A 23,268-nucleotide genomic window follows, 5' to 3' on the forward strand; every position below is an offset into this window, starting at 1 on the left:
TGTTGTCGGGTGGCGCTCTCACCTGGAATTTTTAGGAGATTGGTATGACCAGCAACAACCCGCAAACCCGTGAATGGCAAACCCTGAGCAGCGATCACCACCTGGCCCCGTTCAGCGACTTCAAGCAGCTGAAAGAGAAAGGCCCGCGGATCATCACCAACGCCAAGGGCGTTTACCTGTGGGACAGCGAAGGCAACAAGATCCTCGACGGCATGGCTGGTCTGTGGTGCGTAGCCATTGGTTACGGTCGCGATGAACTGGCGGACGCCGCCAGCAAGCAGATGCGCGAGCTGCCGTACTACAACCTGTTCTTCCAGACCGCTCACCCGCCGGTGCTGGAGCTGGCCAAGGCCATCGCCGATGTCGCGCCAGAAGGCATGAACCACGTGTTCTTCACCGGTTCCGGCTCTGAAGGCAACGACACCATGCTGCGAATGGTTCGTCACTATTGGGCAATCAAGGGCCAGCCGAAGAAAAAGGTCATCATCAGCCGCAAGAATGGCTATCACGGTTCCACTGTGGCAGGCGCGAGCCTGGGCGGCATGACCTACATGCACGAACAGGGCGACTTGCCGATTCCGGGCATCGTCCACATCGCCCAGCCATACTGGTTCGCCGAAGGCGGCGACATGACCCCTGAAGAGTTCGGGATCTGGGCTGCCAATCAGTTGGAAGAGAAGATTCTGGAAGTCGGCGTGGACAACGTCGGTGCATTTATTGCCGAGCCAATCCAGGGCGCCGGCGGCGTGATCATTCCGCCAGACACCTACTGGCCGCGCATCAAGGAAATCCTCGCCAAGTACGACATTCTGTTCGTGGCCGACGAAGTGATTTGCGGTTTCGGCCGTACCGGTGAGTGGTTCGGCAGCGACTTCTACGACCTCAAGCCGGACATGATGACCATCGCCAAAGGCCTGACCTCCGGCTACATCCCTATGGGTGGCCTGATCGTGCGCGATGAAGTGGTCGAAGTGCTCAACGAAGGCGGCGATTTCAACCACGGTTTCACCTACTCCGGGCACCCGGTGGCGGCGGCTGTAGGCCTGGAAAACATCCGTATCCTGCGCGACGAAAAAATTGTCGAGCGCGTGAAGACAGAAACGGCACCGTATTTGCAGAAACGTCTGCGCGAGCTGAATGATCACCCATTGGTGGGCGAAGTTCGTGGGGTAGGCCTGCTGGGGGCAATCGAACTGGTTCAGGACAAAGCCACGCGCAAGCGTTATGAAGGCAAGGGCGTCGGCATGATCTGCCGGCAGTTCTGCTTCGATAACGGGCTGATCATGCGTGCGGTCGGGGACACCATGATCATCGCGCCACCGCTGGTGATCTCGCCTGCGGAAATCGATGAGTTGGTGACCAAGGCACGCAAGTGCCTGGACCTGACCCTGAGTGCGTTGCAGGCCTAAGTGCTAGGCTCTGAGCGCAAGTATGAAACTTTCGCTCAGGGCAATCATAAAGGGCGGCCTTTCCTTGAAAGACCGCCTTGGATCTTGCCAGACTAGCTGCGGTTCCAGTTGTCCGGGTTCGGCCGCTGAACGAAGTGGTTCTAAAAAGAAAAATTTGGAGCATTACGCATGAAGGCATTAGGAAAAAAGCTTGCTGGCAAGACTCTCCTCGCCATGTCCCTGATGGGCATTATGGCGGGTGCGGTCCAGGCGGACGACAAGGTGTTGCACGTCTATAACTGGTCCGACTACATCGCTCCGGACACGATCAAGAAGTTTGAGGACGAGTCCGGCATCAAAGTGGTCTATGACGTTTTCGACAGTAACGAAACCCTCGAAGCCAAGTTGCTGGCAGGCAAGTCCGGTTATGACATCGTCGTACCGTCGAACAACTTCCTGGCCAAGCAGATCAAGGCTGGCGTCTACCAGAAGCTGGACAAGTCCAAGCTGCCAAACTGGAAAAACCTGAACACCGACCTGCTCAAAGCGGTATCGGTGAGCGACCCGGGTAACGAGCATGCCTTCCCTTACATGTGGGGCTCGATCGGCATCGGCTTCAACGCCGAGAAGGTCAAGGCTGCACTGGGCGCCGACGCTCCGGTCGATTCCTGGGACCTGATCTTCAAGCCTGAAAATGCCGCCAAGCTGAAGTCGTGCGGTATCAGCCTGCTGGATTCGCCAACCGAGATGATTCCGGTGGCGTTGCACTACCTGGGCCTGCCAACCGACAGCCAGAAGAAAGAAGATATCGACAAGGCTGAAGCGCTGATCATGAAGGTTCGTCCTTCGATCGCCTATTTCCACTCGTCCAAGTACATCTCCGACCTGGCCAACGGCAACATCTGCGTGGCCGTGGGTTACTCGGGCGACATCTACCAGGCCAAGTCCCGCGCGGCTGAAGCCGGTGACAAGGTGAAAGTCAGCTACAACATTCCCAAGGAAGGTGCTGGCAGCTTCTACGACATGGTCGCCATTCCTAAAGATGCCGAAAACGTCGAAGGCGCCTACAAGTTCATGACCTTCCTGCAGAAGCCGGAAATCATGGCTGAAATCACCAACGCCGTACGCTTCCCGAACGGTAACGCGGCGGCCACGCCGTTGGTTGACAAAGACATCACCAGCGATCCAGGCGTCTACCCACCGGCTGACGTGCTGGCCAAGCTGTACGCGATTGCTGACCTGCCGGCCGCGACCCAGCGGATCATGACTCGCAGCTGGACCAAGATCAAATCGGGTAAATAAGTAAAACCCTTGCAGGAGCGAGCATGCTCGCTCCTGCAAGGATTCTCATAAAGTTTGCTGGAACGGTTTTTCGAGGGTAAGTTGCGCGCCGGTTTTGTTGTAAGGCAGCCATGGCTGTCATGTAACGCGGGGCAACTTGAGCCCAACTCATTTTAGAGGACCTCCACTTGCCTATTTTTTCTTTGTTGCGCAATGCCATGCTGGTCGCTGCCGGGTTGACGCTTGCCGTCAATGTTCAGGCTGCCGGCACCGTGCATATTTATAACTGGTCGGACTATATCGGCGAGACCACCCTGGCCGACTTCCAGAAAGAGACCGGCATCAAACCGGTTTATGACGTATTCGATTCCAACGAAACCCTGGAAGGCAAGTTGCTGGCCGGGCGTACCGGTTATGACGTGGTCGTGCCGTCCAACCATTTCCTCGGCAAACAGATCAAGGCCGGTGCTTTCCAGAAGCTCGACAAGTCGAAGTTGCCGAACTATTCGAACCTCGATCCGGTGCTGCTCAAGCGCCTGGAGCAGAACGATCCGGGTAACCTGTACGCCGTGCCGTACCTGTGGGGCACCAACGGCATCGGTTACAACCCCGAAAAGGTCAAGGCTGCGCTGGGCGTCGACAAGATCGATTCCTGGGCGGCGGTATTCGAACCGGAGAACATCAAGAAGCTGCAAAGTTGCGGCGTGGCGTTCCTCGATTCCGCCGATGAAATGATGCCGACGGTCCTCAACTACATGGGCCTGGATGCTAATAGCACCAACCCTGAAGACTACAAAAAAGCCGAAGCCAAGCTGCTGGCGGTTCGGCCTTACGTGACTTACTTCCACTCCTCCAAATACATCGCGGACCTGGCCAACGGCGATATCTGCGTGGCCATCGGTTTCTCCGGTGACATGTTCCAGGCCCGCAACCGCGCGGCCGAAGCGAAGAAGGGCGTGGACATCGCCTATTCGATTCCCAAGGAAGGCGGTGCGCTGTGGTTCGACATGCTGGCGATTCCAAAGGATTCGGCCAACGTCAAGGAAGCGCACGCGTTCATCAACTATTTGCTGAAACCCGAGGTGATTGCCCAGGTCAGTGATTACGTCGGCTACGCCAACCCTAACCCCGGGTCGGACAAACTGATGGAACAGTCCATTCGCACCGACGAAGCGGTTTATCCACCGCAAGCGGTACTCGACAAGACCTACGTGTCCATCGAGTTACCACCAAACATACAACGTTTGATGACCCGCAGCTGGACCAAGGTCAAGTCGGGTAAATAGCTTCAAGGCTCAAACTATCCAAGGTTGGCTCACCTTGAGCGAACTGCACTCTTTTTTTGGGAGTTTCGTAAATGGCAGTTGCCTCCGGCGCCTATAAGAAAGCCCTCGAGGGCGACCAGTCACCTAAACAGGTGCTGGTCAAAATCGACCGGGTCACGAAGAAGTTCGACGAGACGATTGCCGTGGACGATGTGTCCCTGGAAATCAAGAAAGGCGAGATTTTCGCCCTGCTCGGCGGTTCGGGATCGGGCAAATCCACCCTGCTGCGCATGCTCGCCGGCTTCGAACGACCGACTGAAGGACGGATCTTCCTCGATGGCGTGGACATCACTGACATGCCGCCGTACGAGCGGCCGATCAACATGATGTTCCAGTCCTACGCCTTGTTCCCGCACATGACCGTGGCGCAGAACATCGCCTTCGGCCTCAAGCAGGACAAACTGCCCGCCGCTGAGATCGATGCGCGCGTGGCCGATATGCTCAAGCTGGTTCAGATGACCCAGTACGCCAAGCGCAAGCCGCATCAGTTGTCCGGTGGCCAGCGCCAGCGTGTGGCCCTGGCCCGTTCGCTGGCCAAGCGTCCAAAGCTGCTGCTGCTCGACGAACCGATGGGCGCGCTGGATAAAAAACTGCGTTCGCAAATGCAGCTGGAGCTGGTCGAGATCATCGAGCGCGTTGGCGTGACCTGCGTGATGGTGACCCACGACCAGGAAGAGGCCATGACCATGGCCGAGCGCATCGCGATCATGCACCTGGGCTGGATCGCCCAGATCGGCAGCCCGATCGACATTTATGAAACCCCGACCAGCCGCCTGGTCTGCGAATTCATCGGCAACGTCAACATCTTCGACGGTGAAGTGATCGACGACGCCGAGGGCCACGCGATCATCACCTGCAAGGACCTCGACCGGAAGATCTACGTGGGCCACGGCATCAGCACCTCGGTGCAGGACAAATCCGTGACCTATGCGATCCGTCCGGAAAAACTGCTCGTGACCCCGACCATGCCGACCTGTGAATACAACTGGTCCAGCGGCAAAGTGCACGACATCGCCTACCTCGGTGGTCACTCGGTGTTCTACGTCGAACTGCCGAGCGGCAAGATCGTCCAGTCGTTCGTCGCCAACGCCGAGCGCCGTGGCCAGCGACCAACCTGGGGTGACCAGGTGTACGTGTATTGGGAAGACGATAGCGGCGTGGTACTTCGCTCATGAACATGCGCAAATTCAAACGCCGCCTCAATCGAATAATTCCCGGTGGCCGCCAGCTGGTCATCGGGGTTCCCTTCATCTGGCTGTTCCTGTTCTTCATGTTGCCGTTCTTCATCGTCCTGAAGATCAGCTTCGCCGAAGCCGACGTGGCCATCCCGCCGTACACCGAGATCTACAGCTACGCCGAACAGAAATTGCAGGTGCTGCTGAACCTGGGCAACTACGTAATGCTCGGCGACGACGAGTTGTACATCGCCGCTTATCTCGGCTCGTTGAAGATGGCACTCTTCAGCACCATCCTCTGTCTGCTGATCGGCTATCCGATGGCCTACGCCATCGCCAGTGCCCGCAAAGAGCTGCAAACGGTGTTGGTCCTGCTGATCATGATGCCGACCTGGACCGCGATCCTGATCCGCGTCTACGCGTGGATGGGCATCCTCAGCAACAACGGCCTGCTCAACGGTTTCCTGATGAGCATGGGCTGGATCAGTGAGCCGCTGCAGATCCTCAACACCAACCTCGCCGTGTACATCGGCGTGGTCTATTCCTACCTGCCGTTCATGATCCTGCCGCTGTACGCCAACCTGGTGAAACACGACACCAGCCTGCTGGAGGCCGCGTCGGATCTTGGTTCGAGCACCTTCAACAGCTTCTGGAAGATCACCGTGCCGCTGTCGAAAAACGGCATCATCGCCGGCTGCATGCTGGTGTTCATCCCGGTGGTGGGCGAGTTCGTGATCCCGGAACTGCTCGGCGGTCCGGAGACCCTGATGATCGGTAAAGTGCTCTGGCAAGAGTTCTTCAACAACCGTGACTGGCCGGTGGCATCCGCCCTGGCGGTGGTGATGCTGGCGATCCTGATTGTGCCGATCATCCTGTTCAACCGCAGTCAGGCCAAGGAAATGGAGGGTAAAGAATGAAACGCTTCCGTTTCTCCAGCCTGATGCTGGTACTGGGTTTGTTGTTCATCTATCTGCCGATGCTGATCCTGGTGATCTACTCCTTCAACGCCTCGAAGCTGGTGACCGTGTGGGGCGGTTGGTCGATCAAGTGGTACGTCGGCCTGATGGACAACACCCAACTGATGGGCTCGGTGGTGCGTTCGCTGGAAATCGCCTGCTACACGGCGGTGGCGGCAGTCGCACTGGGAACGTTGGCCGCGTTCGTCCTGACCCGTATCACCCACTTCAAGGGCCGTACGCTGTTCGGCGGCCTGGTCACGGCGCCATTGGTGATGCCCGAAGTGATCACTGGTCTGTCGCTGTTGCTGCTGTTCGTGGCCATGGCGCAGATGATCGGCTGGCCGCAGGAGCGTGGCATCGTGACGATCTGGATCGCTCACACCACGTTCTGTGCGGCGTATGTGGCGGTGGTGGTGTCGGCGCGTTTGCGTGAACTGGACCTGTCCATCGAAGAAGCGGCCATGGACCTGGGCGCTAAACCGTGGAAGGTGTTCTTCCTGATCACCATCCCGATGATCGCTCCATCGCTGGCGGCCGGCGGCATGATGTCGTTTGCCCTGTCGCTGGATGACCTGGTGTTGGCGAGCTTCGTGTCGGGCCCGGGTTCCACGACCTTGCCGATGGAAGTGTTCTCGGCGGTGCGCCTGGGCGTGAAGCCCGAGATCAACGCCGTGGCCAGCCTGATTCTGCTGGCGGTGTCGCTGATGACGTTCCTGGTCTGGTTCTTCAGCCGTCGCGCCGAAGAAGCGCGCAAGCGTGCGGTCCAGCAAGCCATCGAGGAAAGCGCTGCCGATTCGTGGAAGCAACCGGACGTGCGTCGCGCGCAGCCGGAAGCGGCGTGAGTCTTAAATCGGGTTGACCACAATCCTGTGACCAACCCGAATCTAATGTGGGAGCGGGCTTGCTCGCGAAAGCGGAGTGTCAGTCACGAATATGTGGACTGACACTCCCTCTTCGCGAGCAAGCCCGCTCCCACATTTGCTTTAGGCAACCCAAGGGGATTGGCGAATGATTTCGACAAAATTCATCGGCTTGAACCCCGGCTCCTGATCTATCAAGACATCGGTCTTCACATTGCCGAACGTGGTCTGCGGACGATGGCGCAAGCCGTCGGCAAAGGCGCAGATGATGCACTCCTTGAACCCTTCGCCCCGTGGATGCGCATGCACCACCGCTTCACGCTGCACGGTGGAAAACGCCGCGTAGTCCATGCCCAGCACATCCATTTCAACGCCTGCGGTCACCAGCGCCACGGTCGGCCGCAGGTGTTGCGGCACGCCCGGCGTGGTGTGCAGGGCGATCGACAGCCAGACTTGCTCGATGTCGTCATCGCTGAATCCGTAGGGCTTGAGGAAGGCTGCCGCCGCGTTGGCGCCATCGACTTCGAAGCGTTCGTTGGCGCTGCGATAACCGTCCACCAGGCCCAGGTCATGGAACATCGCGCCGACATACAAAAGCTCCGGGTTGTAGGCCAGTTGCTTGCGTTCGCCGCTCAGCGCCCCGAACAGGAATACCCGGCGGGAGTGGTGGTAGAGCAGGTCGGATTCGATGTCACGGATGTATTCGGTGGTGGCTCTGGCCAAGGCGCTGTCGGGGATCCTGATGCCGGCGATGGTGGTGCTCATGGGCTTCTCCTCAAAGTTGACGCCGGGGCGGCGCTGAGGGTTAAAGTCTGTTCGCGGGCTTCAAACGGGACAATCGATCCATGGCTGCGATCCTTGCCAATGAGCATGCATATCGCGCCAACCTCGCAGACCCTGCAGGAGCGTTTTGACCAATGCCATGAGAGGCGCTTTGAACCATGAGCAAAACCGTTGCCATCGTCGTGTTCGCCGGCGTCCAGTCGTTGGACGTCACGGGTCCCATGGATGTGTTTTGCGAAGCCAATCGCTTCCTTGCCCCCGAGGATCACTATCGGTTGGAGGTGATTGGTGTTGAGCGCGGGGTGATGGCGTGTTCCAACGGTTTGACGCTCAACGCCCATCGGCATTTCAGCGAGGCGCTGGAGGCTTATGACCTGCTGTTGGTAGCCGGCGGGCCACAATTGCCGTTCATGACGTTCGGCGCTGCATTCGATGCCTGGCTGCGCGATGCCTGCGCACGGGCGCATCGCTTTGGTTCGATCTGCAATGGCGCCTTCATGCTCGCCCGGGCGGGATTGCTGGAAGGGCGGACGGTGACCACCCATTGGGGCGATGCCGCAGCGTTGGCGGATTTGTGTCCGACAACTCAAGTCGATGCCGATCGGCTTTACGTTCAGGACGGCGAGCTTTTCACTTCGGCAGGGGTTACGGCCGGGATCGATCTGTCGCTGTATCTGCTGGGCCGTGATCACGGGCCGGACGTGGCCTTGAGCGTGGCAAAACGCTTGGTGGTGTTCACCCAGCGCTCGGGTGGGCAGTCACAGTTCAGCCCGTTTCTCACGCCCCACGCGCATCCGACCTCGGCGGTAGCGATGGTCCAGCATTATGTGTTGGCGAACTTGACCGGTGACCTGACCATCGCCGACCTGGCCAATGCCGCCAACATGAGTGCACGCAACTTTTCCCGGGTATTTGCAAAGGAAGCGAAAGTCACCCCGGCCGAGTTTGTCGAGCGCGCGCGCGTGGATGCGGCGCGGGTGATGCTGGAAAGCACCCGCGCGCCGCTCAAGACCGTGGCTTACCAGTGCGGTTTCCGCGATGCCCAGCACATGCGCAGCGTGTTCAACCGCAGGCTGGGGGTGACGCCGCAGCAGTTTCGGCAGAACTTTGCAGCGATGGTTTGAGACATGAATTTGTGTTGTTCTTGAGGGCCTCTTCGCGAGCAGGCTCGCTCCCACAGTTGATCGAGTTATTCAGGCGGGCTCGGTCCAATGTGGGAGCGGGCTTGCTCGCGAAGGCGTCAGTCCGGTCAATAGAGATTCATTGTCCTGACCGCGCCGGCAGCAACTTCAAAGTACTGCGCGTATTCGCCGTCACTTCTTCATCATTGAGATGCGCCTGGAAGTAAATCCCCTCGATATACGCCTCAGCCTGATCGTCAAAGTGTTTGTCGAACGGCACGCCACTCTGGCCGACCGGGTTGACCGTCAAACTGTGGGCGGGGTCGGCGAAGTCGATCAGGCGCCGGGTCGATGGGCCGTACGTCACCGGCCACGGTGCCGGGCCGATCTTGGCCGACAGGTTGTTCGGCACTTCATGGGTGCCCGGGGCCGCGAACGGTCCGATATTGAAAATCCGGTCCAGCGGCTTTTGCTGCCCCAGTGGATGGCCATGGGTCAACGTGTGCGCCTTGCCCCATTGCCATTGTGAGGAATCGGCACCCAGGGTGGCCTTGAGGTGGGCGATGCTGGCAAGCCACGCGACCTTGACGGTGTCGGCGCGGGTTTCCTTGCCGAGGGTATTACGGTTGTCCCACCACGGTGAATCCGCCGTCGCTGCCAGGCGCGGCAGGGCAGCATCGATCACCCGGGTCGAGAGCAGCGTTTCGAAGAAGTCATTGCCCAGTTCGTCATGCATCGCCGCGTCAGCCAGGTTGAACAGGAACTGGTTGAACAGCGTCGCGCTGGTGGACTCCAGCGGGTAGTCGCCTTGCCACTGGGCCAGTTGCTCCACCAGCTTGAGCTCTGCAGGGTCGCTGACCACTTCGCGCAGGGTCGGTATCAGTGGCGCCAGCAGGCGCGTGCCGTAGGCGGTGGTGGTGCCCAGTTGCAGCTTCTGGCTACTGTCCAGATCCCACTTGACGTTCTTGTCGCTGAGCTGGCGATTGAGCTGCTGGCCTCGGTCAGCGAGGTTGTAATAGCCGGGAATCTCCATTCCTGTCGGCGACAGCGGCTGGAAGTTGGCCGAGACGATATAGCCCCGTGCCGGGTTCTCTTCCTGCGGGTTGGCGCTGAACGGATAGAAGCCGTCCTTGTCGGCATCGCTGGTGCTGCCATCGAGGATAAACCACGGCAGCACCCCGGCAGGGCGCTTGGGCAATTGCGCCGCAGCCCACCAGCCGATATCACCCTTGGCATTGGCCCAGACGATGTTCAGGCCGGGAGCCTGGACCTTGGCGGCAGCGCTACGGGCCTTGGCCAGGGTGTCAGCACGGTTGAGCTGGTAGAAGCCTTCGATGATCGGGTTCTGGCTTTCGAGAAAGCCCCACCACATGGCGATCGGCGTTTTGCCGACGCTCTTGCCCAGCGCATCGTTGACGATCGGACCATGGGGTGACTGGCGCAGCGTCAGGGTGACTGGCGCCTGGCCCTTGACCGCGATCTGTTGTTCGCTGCTGACCAGGTCTACCCACTTGCCGCGATACCAGACCTGATTCGGATTGTCCGGATTGACCTTTTCGGCAATCAGGTCGAGATCGTCGTTCTGGAACATGGTGATGCTCCAGCCGAAGTCCCGGTTCATGCCCAGTGAAGCGAACGGCATCAGGGCCTGGTAATGACCATAGAGTTCAAAGCCCGGTGCCGAGAGCTGTGCTTCGTACCAAACCGACGGTGCGGAAAAACGGATGTGTGGGTCTCCGGCCAGCAGCGGCTTGCCGCTATTGGTGCGGTTGCCGGCAACTGCCCACGCATTGCTGCCCTCGAACTGCGGCAAGCCATTGTCGGCCAGGGCCTGTTCGCTCAGGCGGGCGAGGGCGTTGAGGTCTTTCCAGTCGGTGCTGGCGAGGGGCGACGGGGCCGCGCCGTGTGGGGTCGCCAGCACGCCCTTGGCCTGCCAGTCGAGATCGAACACACTCAGATAGCCGGCGCCCAATTGATCACGCACGTAGGTCAGCAGCGGTTCGGTGCGAAACGCCGCAGCAAAACTGTAGGCCATGTAGCCGGCGATGCTGATGGTGTCCTGCGCCGTGAACGGGCGCTTGGTTATGCCCAGCACATCGAACTCTACGGGTTTGGCGTGACCGTCCTGGTACTGGTTGATGCCGTCCAGGTAAGCCTGCAGGGCAAGGAAGGCAGGCGATTGCTTGTCCATGTTCGCCAGATAGGTTTCGGCGCGTTCGCGAATGCGCAGGCTGCGCATCAGCCTGTCGGTGTCGAGCAGTTTCGGTCCGAGCACCTCGGCCAGTTCGCCCCGGGCAAGGCGACGCAAAACCTCCATCTGGAACAACCGATCCTGGGCATGGACATAGCCGAGGGCGCGGTACAGGTCGGTTTCGTTGTCGGCACGGATGTGCGGGATACCGCGCTCGTCATAGCGCACGGTGACCGAACCTTGCAGGTGCTGCAGTTCCACCATGCCCTGGCGTGATGGCTGCTTGCTGTAGACGTACCAACCGGCGCCGACGGCGAGCGCGACGATCAGCAAACCGAGCGCGGTCAGGCTACGTTTCATGGTGACTCCTTATTGTTATGTGTGACAGCAATTCCCTGGCGAGACTGTTTAACACGACAAGCCGGTTTGGCCCATCGCCCGTAGGAGGGATTCTCGTTTGCTGCCTGCGTTAACTCGTCGGGACGACAGGCCACGGGCAGTAACACCCCACGGCCAGTGTGTGCGTGGCACTCACTTCGCGGCCTTCGTTCAGCGCCTGCAGGATCGGCTCGATAAAGCTGTTGCTGGAATTGCAGGTCAGGCCTTCACTGTAGGGCCCGAAGTACGCCAGCCTGCCATTGCGGTCCCAGATCGCCACGGCGGGGCTGGCGGGAATCTGTTCGGAGCCCGGCAGGACGTCGATGGTTTTCAGGCTGCTGAGCGTGGCGGGTAGTTGGCCGTGGCTGCCAGGCCTTTGTACTGCATAGAACTCCACACCGTGCGGGACATAGCGTTCCACCAGTTCGGTCAGGTGCTGTTGATTGCCCACATTGCACGGGCAGGCCGGGTCCCAGAAATGCACGAGTCGGATGGCGCCGGGACCGGCGAGATTGTCGGGCAGGCGTAGCGGATCACCGGAGAATATCGCCGTGTGCTCGCTGAATGCCCGCAGATAGCGCCCCTGAAACCAATGGTAGGCCGCCCACAGCACTCCGGCGCACACGAGGGCGAGCAAGCTGGCGAGCAGGGTGGCGCGATAGTGCGAGCGCATGGTGTCACTCCTTGTGGGTCGGTTAGCTTGCCATGCTTGCCGCGACAGATGAATATCGCAGGTCTATAAAGTCCGCTTCGCGCTCTGGAATGCCCATGTCAGTGACCTTCGATCCCGATCATCTGCGTGCCAGCCTGCGGCCGCTGGCGCAAGGGCAGCCGTTGTCAGCGGAGGCCCAGGCTTATCAACGGTTTTATGGGCTGGATTTTTCCTCGCGTAACGTTCGCAGCGCCCTGGGTCGTTTTCAGGTCGATGGTTACGAAGTGGTCAGCCAGGTCTGGTGGCCAGAGCAGGTGAAGGCGACGCTGTTTGTCTTTCACGGGTTCTACGACCACACCGGCCTCTATCGGCATGTGATCGAATGGGCGCTGGAGCAAGGCTTCGCCGTGATTGCCTGCGACTTGCCGGGCCATGGGCTTTCCAGTGGCGAGCGGGCGAGCATCAAGGACTTCGCCGAGTATCAGGACACCCTGCAAGGATTGTTTGCCGAAGCCCGATCGCTCGACCTGCCACAACCCTGGCACCTGTGCGGGCAGAGTACCGGTGGCGCAATCGTGATCGATCATGTGCTCAACGCGGGGGCGGGCAGTCCGGCCCAGGGCCAGGTGATCCTGTTGGCGCCGCTGGTGCGGCCACGGGCGTGGGGCTGGTCGCAACTGAGCTATTACCTGCTCAGGCCTTTCGTCAAAGCCATTGCCCGACGCTTCAGCGAGAACTCCAACGACCCGGAGTTCTTGCCGTTCCTGCAAGCCGATCCGCTGCAGCCGCTGCGATTGCCGACGGCATGGGTCGGGGCGTTGGCGCGTTGGATCAAGCGAGTCGAAGCGGCACCCGCCAGCCCTCGACGACCGCTGATTGTGCAGGGGCAGGCGGACATGACGGTGGATTGGCAGCACAACCTTGAGGTGCTGCGGGGCAAGTTCGATCGGCCGCAGGTATTGATGCTGCCTGAGGCACGGCATCATCTGGCGAATGAAACGCTGGTGCTGCGCGGGGAGTATTTCGGGTTTTTGACCAAGCGGATAAAGGGGCGGAACCTTTAGCAACCCTGGTGGCCTCTTCGCGAGCAGGCTCGCTCCCACATTAGACCGCGTCTATCTGAAAAATCGGTCCACTGTGGGAGCGAGCCTGCTCGCGAAAGCGGTCCAGCGGACGCTGATAATTACTGGGTCAGGTTGGAAGTACTTTGCCCCACCGCCAACCCGGCCCGAATCGCCGCCAGCGCCGCCTGGTAATAGGCTTTGCCTTCGGCTGACTCGGCAAATGTGGCGAATTCTTCGAGTTCCTCATCCGACAGGTCGCGGTAGACGTACAGCAGCGTGTTGTTCAGGTCGTTGCCGATCTGTTCCATCAAGCGCTGGCGCTGCCCATTGAGCATGCTTTGGGTCTGGCCGGCGCCGAGCAGGCCGGGGATCATCGAACTGAGGCTGTCGGCCGCAACACCGGCAATCGCCAGGCTGACTTCCGCGCCGGCCTCGCGAGCAGGCAGGGCCTGGGCCAGGTGGCCAATGATCAGCAGCCGGCTGTCGCTGGCCTGCATCTTGGGCAGGCCCTTGGCATTTTTCGCCAGTTGATCGCGGCGGGTCGCGAGCAATTCGGCGGCGACGATTTTCTTGCCCAGCGGCGATTGGAAGAACGCCAGCGCCGGTTTCGGATCGGCGAGGTTCTTGCGAAGCTGTGCTTCGGCACGCTGGTCCACGGCCTTGGGTGCGAAACGCTGATTGCTGTTGTCGACCAGCGCCTGGAAAACCGCCGGTGGCAGGCTGCTTTGGTAGCGCTGTTGCGCGGCCGTGAGGGCGTCGTTGAAATGCGCGCGTTGTTCTGGCCAGCCGGCGACCTTGTACAGTTGGTCGTGGCCGTCTGCCCAGGCGGGCATAACACAGAGCATCAGCAGGGAGAAAAGCAAACGGCGCATAGGGACTCCTGTCAGCAGGCGACTATTCTCCGTGTGGCATCCAGTCTTGTCGAGAATTCGTATCAACCCGCTGCATGGCTCTGTCGGATTTTCAGGCGCAGGAATACTATGCGCGCCATGCAAATACCTTCTGATCACCCACTGCTGTTACAAATCGTCGACGACCTGGCTACCCGCGGTTGGTCGCAGCAGAATATTTTCCTGCCTCAGGATCTGACCCGAGCGCTGGCGGCTGAGTGCCGTAAACGTGCGGCCGAAGGTGAGTTGGCCCCGGCTGCCGTGGGTCGAGGGCCTTCATCGGAGATTCGCGAGGGGATTCGCGGCGATCATATCCAGTGGATCGAGCCCGGCCAGGCTGAGGTCTGTGACAGCTATCTGGGGTTGATGGACAGCCTGCGTGAGGCGCTCAACCGTGGCCTGTTCCTGGGGTTGGAGGATTTCGAGAGTCATTTCGCGATGTACCCGCCTGGCGCTTTCTACCTCAAGCATGTCGACCGTTTCCGTGACGACGACCGGCGCATGGTGTCGGCGGTGGTCTATCTCAACGATGCCTGGCTGCCTGAGCAGGGTGGTCAGTTGCGCATGTACCTGGACGAAGGTGCGCAATACGATGTAGTACCCATCGGTGGATGCCTGGTGGTATTCCTGTCGGGAGAGGTCCCCCATGAAGTCCTGCCTGCGAGCCGTGAGCGCCTGTCGTTGACCGGCTGGTTCCGGCGTCGAGGCAATGAGCCATTCTGATCATGCAAAAGATACTGGTAAGCCGCTGCCTGCTGGGTCACCGCGTACGCTATGACGGCGGGGCCGGCGGGCCTTTCGATCAGTTGCAACGGTGGATCGACGAAGGTCGGGTGGTGCCGTTGTGTCCGGAAGTTGCCGGTGGCCTGCCGACGCCACGGGCGGCGGCGGAAATTCCCGGCGGGCAGGGCGGTGATGTACTCGATGGCCAAGCGGCGGTGATCACCATCGAAGGCGAGGATGTCAGTGCGCAGTTTCTGTCAGGGGCTTATCAAGCCCTGGAGCTGGTGCAACAACACGACATACGCATTGCCGTGCTCAAGGCCAATAGCCCCTCGTGCGGCAATCTGTTGACCTATGACGGGACGTTCAGCGGAGTGAAAGTCACGGGCGAAGGGGTCACGGCGGCGCTGCTCAGGCGCCATGGGGTGCGGGTCTTCAGTGAGCTGGAACTCGCCGAAGCGGCTCGGTCACTGGCAGAACTCAATTAACGACCCACACAAAACCACTGTGGGAGCGAGCCTGCTCGCGAAAGTGGTGTGTCAAACAACACTAGCGTCGACTGACACTGCGCATTCGCGAGCAGGCTCGCTCCCACAGGTTTGGCTTGCGACTCAGGGGTTCGGTGCCACTCCGGCATCCGGCCCCAGCCACTTCTTCTCCAGCGCCTCCAGCCGCCCATCCGCCTTGATCCGTTGCAGCGCGCTTTCCAGGCTGGCGTGAAACGCCGGGTTACCCTTCTGGAATGGAATCGACAAGTTCACTGCCTGGATGGCTTTCGGCTTTTGGTCTGTCAACGACTGCACCAGCAATATCGAGCGCGGCTCTTCTTTCTGCGCGATCAATTGCGCATTGGCCTTGATGTAAGGCTCGCTGAAATCGAAACGATCCGACAGCGCCGGGGTCTGTGCAATGTGGTTGATGGCGATGTCGTATTTGCCACTTTCCACGCCGGCCAGCAAATCACTGGCATCTGTCACGACAAAGTCGGCGCGAACCTCCAGTTCGTTGGCCAGCAGTTGGCCCAACTCGACTTCGAAGCCCTTTAGATTGCCGTCCTCCTTGAAACTGAAGGGGGGTGTATTAGCCTCAAGGGCAATACGCAATTCACCGCGATCATTCACGTCGTCAATCAGTTCGGCATGAGCCAACGGGCTCAAAAGGGGTAGCAGGCAGATCAGGCCAGGCAGAAAACGCATGGTCACTCCTTTGAAATCATTATCGCGACGCTCTGGATCAGGCTCGCTTTGCTATGGTTGTCGAGTGCCTTTCGACAACGATTGACCATGAAGTTGTGATGGTCACGCGAATTTTACGTAAAAACTGGAGAAGAGAATGAAAACCTTTATGTCACGTGCTGCTCTGGCTGGTCTGCTGATGGGCGTTTCAGTGTTGGCCAGTGCAGCAACGCCAGCCCCGAAAGGTGCTGAAGTGTCCATTGTTTCTCCCAAAGATGGTGCCACGGTTCCGCAGACGTTCGTGGTGAAGTTCGCTGTCGAGAACATCGCGTTGGCGCCAGCTGGCGATGTCACCAAAAACACGGGCCACCATCACCTGCTGATTGACGTGGACAAACTGCCGGCGGCCGGCCAGCCAATCCCGAACGATGCCAACCACCTGCACTTCGGAAAGGCGCAGACCCAGGCTGAAGTAACGCTGCCGCCGGGCAAGCATACCTTGCAGCTGGAGTTGGGCGACAGCGGTCACATGCCGTTCGACCCACCGATCGTCTCGGAGAAGATCACGGTAAACGTCAAATAAAAAAGGGAGCCCCTTCGCAGGGGCTCCCTTTTTAATGCCGCACGCTGCTCTTAGAACAGAACGCGGCTACGAATGGTGCCGTTGACGTGTTGCAGTTTCTGTTGCGCCAGGTCCGAGTACTCGGCGTCTACGTCGATCACCACGTAGCCGACTTTCTCGTTGGTCTGCAGGAACTGACCGGAAATGTTGATGCCGTTTTCGGCGAAGACCTTGTTGATCTCGCTCATCACGCCCGGAATGTTCTCGTGGATGTGCAGCAGGCGGTGCTTGCCAGGGTGAGCCGGCAGGGCTACTTCCGGGAAGTTCACGGACGATACCGAAGTACCGTTGTCGCTGTACTTGACCAGTTTTTCTGCCACTTCCAGGCCGATGTTGGCCTGCGCTTCGGCGGTGGAACCACCGATGTGCGGCGTCAGGATCACGTTGTCCAGGCCACGCAGCGGGCTTTCGAACTCTTCGTCGTTGGAGCGTGGCTCCACCGGGAACACGTCGATGGCCGCGCCGATCAGGTGCTTGTCCTTGATCGCGTCCGCCAGGGCGTCCAGCTCGACCACGGTGCCGCGAGCGGCGTTGATCAGGATGCCGCCCTTCTTGATGGCGCGGATTTCCTTCTCGCCGATCATCCACTGGGTGGCAGCGGTTTCCGGTACGTGCAGGGTCACGATGTCGGACATGCCCAGCAGTTCGTGCAGGTTGCCGACCTGGGTGGCGTTACCCAGTGGCAGCTTGGTCACGGTGTCATAGAAGTACACCTGCATCCCCAAGCCTTCGGCCAGGACCGACAGTTGAGTACCGATCGAGCCGTAACCGACGATGCCCAGCTTCTTGCCGCGGATCTCGAAGGAGTTGGCCGCGCTCTTGATCCAGCCACCACGGTGGCAGGAAGCGTTCTTCTCAGGGATACCGCGCAGCAACAGGATCGCTTCGGCCAGCACCAGCTCGGCAACGGAGCGGGTGTTGGAGTACGGCGCGTTGAACACGGCGATGCCGCGTTCGCGGGCAGCGCTCAGGTCGACCTGGTTGGTGCCGATGCAGAAACACCCTACAGCCACGAGCTTCTTCGCGTGATCGAAGATCTCTTCGGTCAGTTGAGTGCGCGAGCGAATGCCGATGAAGTGAGCATCAGCGATCTTTTCCTTGAGCTGGGCTTCCGGCAGAGAACCTGTGAGGTACTCGATGCTGGTGTAGCCCGCCGCCTTGAGGACGTCGACAGCCGATTGGTGGACGCCTTCGAGAAGAAGGAACTTGATCTTGCTCTTATCGAGAGAAGTCTTGCTCATCTGCGTAAACCTGTATCCCGGAGAAAAATGGCAGGAAGTGGTCAACAGATGCTGACCCGGACGGCAACTAAACCGTCACCGCAGAACAGCCGTTGGGCACTATGCTGCGGGGTCGGTATGCTAGCATATGCACCCCGCTAAACACTCATTCCTGCGACGTGAAGCGTTCTCAGGATGACCATGAATTGTTCGAGAGTTCTGTCGATGACCAATCCTGCCCTGATTGATGAGCTGAAGACCCTGGTTGAGCCTGGCAAGGTGCTGACCGATGCCGACTCCCTGAATGCTTACGGTAAGGATTGGACCAAGCATTTCGCTCCGGCCCCGACCGCCATCGTGTTCCCCAAGACCACCGAACAGGTCCAGGCCATCGTCCTGTGGGCCAACAAACACAAGGTGGCACTGGTGCCTTCCGGTGGCCGCACCGGCCTTTCCGCCGCTGCAGTGGCAGCTAATGGCGAAGTGGTCGTGTCCTTCGATTACATGAACCAGATCCTCGACGTGAACCTCACCGACCGCACCGCTGTTTGCCAGCCGGGCGTGGTCACCGAACATCTGCAGAACGTGGCCGAAGAAAAGGGCCTGTACTACCCGGTGGACTTCGCTTCGGCAGGTTCGAGCCAGATTGGCGGCAATATCGGCACCAATGCCGGCGGTATCAAGGTGATTCGCTACGGCATGACCCGTAACTGGGTGGCCGGCATGAAAGTCGTCACCGGCAAGGGCGACGTGCTGGAGCTGAACCGCGACCTGATCAAGAACGCCACCGGCTACGACATGCGCCAGCTCTTCATCGGCGCCGAAGGCACCCTCGGTTTCGTGGTGGAAGCGACCATGCGCCTGGATCGCGCGCCGAAAAACCTGACTGCCATGGTCCTCGGCACCGCTGATTTCGACTCGATCATGCCGGTGCTGCATGCCTTCCAGGGCAAGCTCGACCTGACCGCTTTCGAATTCTTCTCCGACAAGGCCCTGGCCAAGGTCATGGGCCGTGGTGATGTGCCGGCTCCGTTCGAAACCGATTGCCCGTTCTACGCGCTGCTGGAATTCGAAGCGACCACCGAAGAAGTGGCCAACCACGCCCTGGAAACGTTCGAGCACTGTGTCGAGCAGGGCTGGGTCCTGGACGGTGTGATGAGCCAGAGCGAAACCCAGTTGCAGAACCTGTGGAAACTGCGCGAATACATCTCCGAAACCATTTCCCACTGGACGCCGTACAAGAACGACATTTCGGTGACCGTGTCGAAAGTGCCGGCATTCCTCAAGGAAATCGACGCGATCGTCGGCGAACACTACCCGGACTTCGAGATTGTCTGGTTTGGTCACATCGGCGACGGCAACCTGCACTTGAACATTCTCAAGCCGGATAACTTGAGCAAGGACGAGTTCTTCGCCAAGTGCGCAACCGTTAACAAGTGGGTGTTCGAAACCGTCGAGAAGTACAACGGCTCGATTTCCGCCGAACACGGCGTGGGCATGACCAAGCGTGATTACCTGACCTACAGCCGTTCCCCGGTTGAGATCGAGTACATGAAAGCGGTCAAGGCGGTGTTCGACCCGAACGGGATCATGAACCCGGGCAAGATTTTCGCTGTTTGACTTTAAAAGCTACGAACTAGGAGTCGGTCCATGAGCTATCAGCACCAGTATGTCGACGGTACGCGTATTCACTTCCCGCTGGGGAAAGTGGTGTGCATCGGCCGTAACTACGCCGAACACGCCAAGGAACTGGACAACCCGGTGCCGACCGAGCCGCTGCTGTTCATCAAGCCGGGCAGTTGTGTGGTGCCGCTGGAAGGCGGCTTCAGCATTCCAACCGAGCGTGGTTCGGTGCATTACGAAGCGGAAATCGCGGTGCTGATTGGCAAGCCGTTGTCGACCAAGCCCAGCGTTGAAGAAGTGCTGGACGCCATCTCCGGCTTCGCCCCGGCCCTGGACCTGACCCTGCGCGACAAGCAGGCCGAGCTGAAATCCAAGGGCCTGCCCTGGGAAATCGCCAAGTCCTTCGACGGCGCAGCAGTGATTGCCCCGTTCGTTTCCGGCAGCACCTTCGCCGACCTGACCGACATCGGCATCCGCCTGACCATCAACGGCGAAGTGCGCCAGGATGGCAACAGCAGTGCGATGCTCAACCCGATCGTGCCGATGATCCAGCACATGGCCGGTTGCTTTTCGCTGCAGGCCGGTGACGTGATCCTCACTGGCACACCGGTGGGCGTAGGCCCGCTGAATGTTGGCGACGAGATCGTCCTGGAACTGCCGGGCGCGAGCCGCTTCACCAGCAGCGTTCGCTAAGGAACACAAACCCTTGTAGGCGCTGGCTTGCCAGCGATAGTGGTCTAACAGCCAACATGGGCGTTGAATGTTAGGGCCTCATCGCTGGCAAGCCAGCTCCTACAGGGTTAGCTGTGCCCATACAGCGTGGTCTCGCCATTTCCCGTTTTTTTCACATCAGGTCTGCATAATTCCACGGCTTTCGGCATCTGAGCCGGGCCCAATTGTGCTATTACCCCAAGCCTGAATTTCTGGAACGCATGCCCTGATGGCCACTCAACCAATCTCGTCGCTCAAACCTGCCCGTCGCTCGCGCTTTGCCTTGCGTTGGTATTCCTGGCTGTTGCTGCTGGTCGCCGCCGCCTACGGTTTGGCGTTTGCCATGCATTGGGATGACCGCGGCGTGCTCTGGGTGCTGGAGCGTTTTGAAAGCCCGGCCGAACGTCAGGGCAGCGTCTGGCTGCCGGACTATCATGCGGTGATCGACGCCAAGCCACTTCCGGGCATGGAAAAGGACGAAGCGTCGGACGTCACCTACGATGCCCAGACCAAAACCCTGTTTTCGGTAATGGGTAAGAACCCGTTCCTGGTCGAGTTGTCGCTGCAAGGCGATGTGCTGCGCAAAATGCCCTTGGTAGGCTGGAGCAATCCTGAAGGGGTAACAGCGCTGGGCAATGGAGTGCTGGCCATTGTCGATGAGCGTGACCACCAGATCTCCCTCGTCAAGGTCGATGCCGGCACTCGCGAGCTGAACATCGCTGATTTCCCCAAGTACGACCTTGGCCCTTCGAAAGACCAGAACAAGGCGTTTGAGGCGGTCGTATGGGATGCACGCAATCAGCAATTGCTGCTCGGCGAAGAGCGTCCACCCGCGCTGTTTGCCTGGAAAGGCGACGGCAAGACGCTCAGCGGCGACAAGCAAAAGCTGGTCAGTGACGAGTTGGACATCCGCAACCTGTCTGCCCTTGCCATCGATCCGCGCACGGGCCACACCCTGGTGTTGTCCGCTGACTCCCACCTGTTGCTGGAGCTGGACGAGAAAGGCGAACAGGTCAGCTTCATGACCTTGCTCGGTGGCTTCAACGGCTTGAAAAAAACCATACCTCGGGCTGAAGGCGTGACCATGGACGAGGCCGGCACGATGTACATCGTGAGTGAGCCAAACCTGTTTTACCGTTTCGAAAAACGGTAGGAGCTGCCGCAGGCTGCGATCTTTTGACTTTGCTTTTAAAAAACAAGATCAAAAGATCGCAGCCTGCGGCAGCTCCTACATTGTCCTACGGGGCCAATGGCCATTAAGCTTCAGTTCAGGCAGGCGTGATATTTCATCCGCCTGTCCTGAAGCCGAGCCCGCCTGAATGCGCCGATTAGCCCGCCCCAAACCTCTGCTGTTGCTCCTGTCGGTGATTGCCCTGAGCGTATTGATCGCATTCGGGCAGCATTTACGCCTGTTCGAGCGCACCTGGTTCAACCTGCGCACGCTCTGGCAGCCGATGAGCACCCAGTCCATCGGCCTGGATCAGTATCGGGTGGTGCTGGAGGGGCGGGTCATTGAAGGGCTGGACGATGATGTTTCAGCCTTGACGTACGACCCGGTGCGCAAAAGCCTGTTCACGGTCACCAATCAAAACTCCGAATTGATCGAGCTGTCGCTCGAGGGCAGGATCTTGCGGCGCATCGCGTTGGTCGGTTTTGGTGATCCTGAAGCTGTCGAGTTCATCAGCGCCGACACCTACGTGATCACGGACGAGCGCCAGCAGCGCCTGATCAAGATCCATCTGGAGCATGACACCACCTTTCTCGACGCGGCGGACGCGGAACAGATGACCCTCGGTGTGCACATGAGCGGCAACAAGGGATTCGAAGGCTTGGCTTACGATTCGGTAGGCAAGCGCTTGTTTGTCGCCAAGGAGCGCGACCCGATGCTGATCTACGAAGTGCACGGCTTTCCGCATTTCAATCCGGAAAAGTCCTACGCGGTACATGTGGTCAACAATCCCAAGCGCGACGCCGGGATGTTTGTGCGGGATTTGTCGAGCCTGCAATACGACGAGCGTAGCGGGCACTTGCTGGCGCTGTCCGACGAGTCGCGGCTGATTCTGGAGCTGGATGTGGATGGGCGACCGCTGAGCACCATGTCACTGAACAAGGGCCGGCAAGGTCTGCAAAAGACCGTGCCGCAAGCGGAAGGTATCGCCATGGACGACGACGGTACGATGTACCTGGTGAGTGAACCGAATCTGTTCTACGTCTTCAAAAAGCCAACACAGCCCTGAGCCACGAACACGAACCTGTAGGAGCTGGCTTGCCAGCGATAGCGGCAGATCATTCAACATCAATGTTGGATTTGATGGCCTAATCGCTGGCAAGCCAGCTCCTACAAGGATTGTGCGTGTTCTTACTGGGCGCGCAGGGTCTTCACACCTTCGCTCGTGCCCAGCAACAGCAGGTCTGCCGGGCGCGCCGCGAACAAGCCGTTGGTGACCACGCCGACGATCGCATTGATCTGCGACTCCAGTTCCACCGGATTGGTGATCTGCAGGTTGTACACGTCGAGGATGATGTTGCCGTTGTCGGTGACTACACCTTCACGGTAGACCGGATCACCGCCGAGTTTCACCAGCTGGCGGGCCACGTGGCTGCGGGCCATCGGGATCACTTCCACGGGCAGCGGGAAGGCGCCGAGGACGGGCACCAGTTTGCTGGCGTCGGCGATGCAGATGAAGGTCTTGGCCACGGCCGCGACGATTTTCTCACGGGTCAGGGCTGCGCCGCCGCCCTTGATCAGGTTCAGGTGCTCGTCGCTCTCGTCGGCGCCGTCGACGTAGAACTCCAGGTCGCTGACCGTATTGAGCTCATAGACCGGGATCCCGTGGCCCTTGAGGCGTGCGGCGGTGGCTTCGGAGCTGGCGACCGCGCCATCGAACGCGCCCTTGTGCTTGGCCAGGGCATCGATGAAGCAGTTGGCGGTGGAGCCGGTGCCGACCCCAACGATGCTCTTGTCGTCGAGTTTCGGGAGGATGAAGTCGACGGCGGCCTGGGCTACTGCCTGTTTGAGTTGATCCTGGGTCATGCGGGCTCCGAAGTGCCGAAGAGAGAACGAAAGGCTGGCATTATAGGCCTCGGGGCAGGGAAGGTCATTGTCCGATTGGCGGTCCGTGACTGT

General features: G+C 59.6%; 22 protein-coding genes. 15 read left to right on the forward strand and 7 right to left on the reverse strand.

The window, feature by feature from the left end; translation table 11 throughout:
* Positions 1 to 44: 44 nt before the first annotated feature.
* The 6 genes from QLG10_RS27195 (at position 45) to QLG10_RS27220 (ending at position 6,970) form a co-directional block, all read left to right on the forward strand.
* Positions 45 to 1,409 (forward strand): aspartate aminotransferase family protein, encoded by a 1,365-nt coding sequence (locus QLG10_RS27195; RefSeq protein WP_188263412.1) that lies wholly within the window; start codon positions 45 to 47, stop codon positions 1,407 to 1,409.
* Between the two features lie 168 nt (positions 1,410 to 1,577).
* Positions 1,578 to 2,690: a polyamine ABC transporter substrate-binding protein gene (locus tag QLG10_RS27200; protein ID WP_110747941.1), complete on the forward strand. Its 1,113-nt coding sequence runs from the start codon at positions 1,578 to 1,580 to the stop codon at positions 2,688 to 2,690.
* 167 nt (positions 2,691 to 2,857) lie between these two features.
* Complete coding sequence (locus tag QLG10_RS27205) at positions 2,858 to 3,955, forward strand: polyamine ABC transporter substrate-binding protein (protein ID WP_033041955.1); 1,098 nt, start codon at positions 2,858 to 2,860, stop codon at positions 3,953 to 3,955.
* 71 nt (positions 3,956 to 4,026) lie between these two features.
* Positions 4,027 to 5,169 (forward strand): polyamine ABC transporter ATP-binding protein, encoded by a 1,143-nt coding sequence (potA, locus tag QLG10_RS27210; RefSeq protein ID WP_008064958.1) that lies wholly within the window; start codon positions 4,027 to 4,029, stop codon positions 5,167 to 5,169.
* Between the two features lie 35 nt (positions 5,170 to 5,204).
* The gene (locus QLG10_RS27215) at positions 5,205 to 6,086 is read left to right on the forward strand and encodes an ABC transporter permease subunit (protein ID WP_177411572.1); all 882 of its coding nucleotides are present in this window, start codon (positions 5,205 to 5,207) and stop codon (positions 6,084 to 6,086) included.
* On the forward strand, positions 6,083 to 6,970 hold the full coding sequence (locus QLG10_RS27220) for an ABC transporter permease subunit (RefSeq protein ID WP_110747936.1): 888 nt from the start codon (positions 6,083 to 6,085) through the stop codon (positions 6,968 to 6,970). Before QLG10_RS27215 ends, QLG10_RS27220 begins: the two co-directional genes overlap by 4 nt.
* 141 nt (positions 6,971 to 7,111) lie before the next feature.
* Here QLG10_RS27220 and QLG10_RS27225 read toward each other — a convergent pair whose 3' ends face one another.
* Entirely contained in the window at positions 7,112 to 7,753 is a 642-nt protein-coding gene (locus tag QLG10_RS27225; RefSeq protein WP_110747933.1) for an HD domain-containing protein, read from the reverse strand.
* Between the two features lie 176 nt (positions 7,754 to 7,929).
* Here QLG10_RS27225 and QLG10_RS27230 point away from each other — a divergent pair, with 176 nt between their 5' ends.
* The gene (locus QLG10_RS27230) at positions 7,930 to 8,895 is read left to right on the forward strand and encodes a GlxA family transcriptional regulator (RefSeq protein ID WP_248678738.1); all 966 of its coding nucleotides are present in this window, start codon (positions 7,930 to 7,932) and stop codon (positions 8,893 to 8,895) included.
* A gap of 136 nt (positions 8,896 to 9,031) precedes the next feature.
* Here QLG10_RS27230 and QLG10_RS27235 read toward each other — a convergent pair whose 3' ends face one another.
* Complete coding sequence (locus QLG10_RS27235; protein WP_282488331.1) at positions 9,032 to 11,443, reverse strand: penicillin acylase family protein; 2,412 nt, start codon at positions 11,441 to 11,443, stop codon at positions 9,032 to 9,034.
* 109 nt (positions 11,444 to 11,552) lie between these two features.
* Positions 11,553 to 12,134, reverse strand: a complete 582-nt coding sequence (locus QLG10_RS27240) for a DUF6436 domain-containing protein (RefSeq protein WP_188263415.1) — start codon at positions 12,132 to 12,134, stop codon at positions 11,553 to 11,555.
* Between the two features lie 95 nt (positions 12,135 to 12,229).
* Between QLG10_RS27240 and QLG10_RS27245 the strand changes: the two genes are divergently transcribed.
* On the forward strand, positions 12,230 to 13,177 hold the full coding sequence (locus tag QLG10_RS27245; protein ID WP_110747923.1) for an alpha/beta hydrolase: 948 nt from the start codon (positions 12,230 to 12,232) through the stop codon (positions 13,175 to 13,177).
* A gap of 119 nt (positions 13,178 to 13,296) precedes the next feature.
* Here QLG10_RS27245 and QLG10_RS27250 read toward each other — a convergent pair whose 3' ends face one another.
* Entirely contained in the window at positions 13,297 to 14,049 is a 753-nt protein-coding gene (locus QLG10_RS27250; RefSeq protein WP_110747920.1) for a DUF2059 domain-containing protein, read from the reverse strand.
* A gap of 108 nt (positions 14,050 to 14,157) precedes the next feature.
* On the opposite strand from QLG10_RS27250, the gene QLG10_RS27255 reads away from it, so the two are divergent.
* A complete protein-coding gene (locus QLG10_RS27255; RefSeq protein ID WP_188263416.1) occupies positions 14,158 to 14,790 on the forward strand; it encodes a 2OG-Fe(II) oxygenase in 633 nt (210 codons plus the stop codon).
* A gap of 2 nt (positions 14,791 to 14,792) precedes the next feature.
* Positions 14,793 to 15,278 (forward strand): DUF523 domain-containing protein, encoded by a 486-nt coding sequence (locus tag QLG10_RS27260; RefSeq protein ID WP_282488332.1) that lies wholly within the window; start codon positions 14,793 to 14,795, stop codon positions 15,276 to 15,278.
* A 123-nt stretch (positions 15,279 to 15,401) separates the two neighbouring features.
* Here the strand turns inward: QLG10_RS27260 and QLG10_RS27265 are convergent, their stop codons facing one another.
* Complete coding sequence (locus QLG10_RS27265) at positions 15,402 to 15,986, reverse strand: transporter substrate-binding domain-containing protein (protein ID WP_110747912.1); 585 nt, start codon at positions 15,984 to 15,986, stop codon at positions 15,402 to 15,404.
* A gap of 136 nt (positions 15,987 to 16,122) precedes the next feature.
* On the opposite strand from QLG10_RS27265, the gene QLG10_RS27270 reads away from it, so the two are divergent.
* Complete coding sequence (locus QLG10_RS27270; RefSeq protein WP_110747909.1) at positions 16,123 to 16,548, forward strand: DUF4399 domain-containing protein; 426 nt, start codon at positions 16,123 to 16,125, stop codon at positions 16,546 to 16,548.
* A gap of 50 nt (positions 16,549 to 16,598) precedes the next feature.
* On the opposite strand, the gene serA is transcribed toward QLG10_RS27270, so the two are convergent.
* Positions 16,599 to 17,828, reverse strand: coding sequence for a phosphoglycerate dehydrogenase (serA, locus tag QLG10_RS27275; RefSeq protein ID WP_020797315.1), 1,230 nt, complete (start codon positions 17,826 to 17,828; stop codon positions 16,599 to 16,601).
* A 204-nt stretch (positions 17,829 to 18,032) separates the two neighbouring features.
* Here serA and QLG10_RS27280 point away from each other — a divergent pair, with 204 nt between their 5' ends.
* From QLG10_RS27280 to QLG10_RS27295, 4 genes are all read left to right on the forward strand, one after another.
* Positions 18,033 to 19,427, forward strand: coding sequence for an FAD-binding oxidoreductase (locus QLG10_RS27280; RefSeq protein WP_033041948.1), 1,395 nt, complete (start codon positions 18,033 to 18,035; stop codon positions 19,425 to 19,427).
* A gap of 30 nt (positions 19,428 to 19,457) precedes the next feature.
* Positions 19,458 to 20,123 (forward strand): fumarylacetoacetate hydrolase family protein, encoded by a 666-nt coding sequence (locus QLG10_RS27285; RefSeq protein WP_110747904.1) that lies wholly within the window; start codon positions 19,458 to 19,460, stop codon positions 20,121 to 20,123.
* A 247-nt stretch (positions 20,124 to 20,370) separates the two neighbouring features.
* The gene (locus QLG10_RS27290; RefSeq protein WP_110747901.1) at positions 20,371 to 21,294 is read left to right on the forward strand and encodes an SdiA-regulated domain-containing protein; all 924 of its coding nucleotides are present in this window, start codon (positions 20,371 to 20,373) and stop codon (positions 21,292 to 21,294) included.
* A gap of 166 nt (positions 21,295 to 21,460) precedes the next feature.
* Positions 21,461 to 22,378 (forward strand): SdiA-regulated domain-containing protein, encoded by a 918-nt coding sequence (locus QLG10_RS27295; RefSeq protein ID WP_188263418.1) that lies wholly within the window; start codon positions 21,461 to 21,463, stop codon positions 22,376 to 22,378.
* Positions 22,379 to 22,500: 122 nt separating this feature from the next.
* Here QLG10_RS27295 and rpiA read toward each other — a convergent pair whose 3' ends face one another.
* Positions 22,501 to 23,175: a ribose-5-phosphate isomerase RpiA gene (rpiA, locus tag QLG10_RS27300; RefSeq protein ID WP_110747895.1), complete on the reverse strand. Its 675-nt coding sequence runs from the start codon at positions 23,173 to 23,175 to the stop codon at positions 22,501 to 22,503.
* Between the last annotated feature and the right edge of the window lie 93 nt (positions 23,176 to 23,268).

This window comes from Pseudomonas sp. V98_8 (assembly GCF_029967975.1).
Classification (GTDB): domain Bacteria; phylum Pseudomonadota; class Gammaproteobacteria; order Pseudomonadales; family Pseudomonadaceae; genus Aquipseudomonas; species Aquipseudomonas umsongensis.

Coding starts and splice junctions, on each gene's coding strand:
- QLG10_RS27235 (WP_282488331.1), bottom strand. CDS start 11,443: ATGAAACGTAGCCTGACCGCGCTCGGTTTGCTGATCGTCGCGCTCGCC.
- QLG10_RS27200 (WP_110747941.1), top strand. CDS start 1,578: ATGAAGGCATTAGGAAAAAAGCTTGCTGGCAAGACTCTCCTCGCCATG.
- QLG10_RS27265 (WP_110747912.1), bottom strand. CDS start 15,986: ATGCGTTTTCTGCCTGGCCTGATCTGCCTGCTACCCCTTTTGAGCCCG.
- serA (WP_020797315.1), bottom strand. CDS start 17,828: ATGAGCAAGACTTCTCTCGATAAGAGCAAGATCAAGTTCCTTCTTCTC.
- QLG10_RS27285 (WP_110747904.1), top strand. CDS start 19,458: ATGAGCTATCAGCACCAGTATGTCGACGGTACGCGTATTCACTTCCCG.
- QLG10_RS27295 (WP_188263418.1), top strand. CDS start 21,461: ATGCGCCGATTAGCCCGCCCCAAACCTCTGCTGTTGCTCCTGTCGGTG.
- QLG10_RS27220 (WP_110747936.1), top strand. CDS start 6,083: ATGAAACGCTTCCGTTTCTCCAGCCTGATGCTGGTACTGGGTTTGTTG.
- rpiA (WP_110747895.1), bottom strand. CDS start 23,175: ATGACCCAGGATCAACTCAAACAGGCAGTAGCCCAGGCCGCCGTCGAC.
- QLG10_RS27270 (WP_110747909.1), top strand. CDS start 16,123: ATGAAAACCTTTATGTCACGTGCTGCTCTGGCTGGTCTGCTGATGGGC.
- QLG10_RS27250 (WP_110747920.1), bottom strand. CDS start 14,049: ATGCGCCGTTTGCTTTTCTCCCTGCTGATGCTCTGTGTTATGCCCGCC.
- potA (WP_008064958.1), top strand. CDS start 4,027: ATGGCAGTTGCCTCCGGCGCCTATAAGAAAGCCCTCGAGGGCGACCAG.
- QLG10_RS27290 (WP_110747901.1), top strand. CDS start 20,371: ATGGCCACTCAACCAATCTCGTCGCTCAAACCTGCCCGTCGCTCGCGC.
- QLG10_RS27260 (WP_282488332.1), top strand. CDS start 14,793: ATGCAAAAGATACTGGTAAGCCGCTGCCTGCTGGGTCACCGCGTACGC.
- QLG10_RS27245 (WP_110747923.1), top strand. CDS start 12,230: ATGTCAGTGACCTTCGATCCCGATCATCTGCGTGCCAGCCTGCGGCCG.
- QLG10_RS27280 (WP_033041948.1), top strand. CDS start 18,033: ATGACCAATCCTGCCCTGATTGATGAGCTGAAGACCCTGGTTGAGCCT.
- QLG10_RS27230 (WP_248678738.1), top strand. CDS start 7,930: ATGAGCAAAACCGTTGCCATCGTCGTGTTCGCCGGCGTCCAGTCGTTG.
- QLG10_RS27240 (WP_188263415.1), bottom strand. CDS start 12,134: ATGCGCTCGCACTATCGCGCCACCCTGCTCGCCAGCTTGCTCGCCCTC.
- QLG10_RS27225 (WP_110747933.1), bottom strand. CDS start 7,753: ATGAGCACCACCATCGCCGGCATCAGGATCCCCGACAGCGCCTTGGCC.
- QLG10_RS27195 (WP_188263412.1), top strand. CDS start 45: ATGACCAGCAACAACCCGCAAACCCGTGAATGGCAAACCCTGAGCAGC.
- QLG10_RS27255 (WP_188263416.1), top strand. CDS start 14,158: ATGCGCGCCATGCAAATACCTTCTGATCACCCACTGCTGTTACAAATC.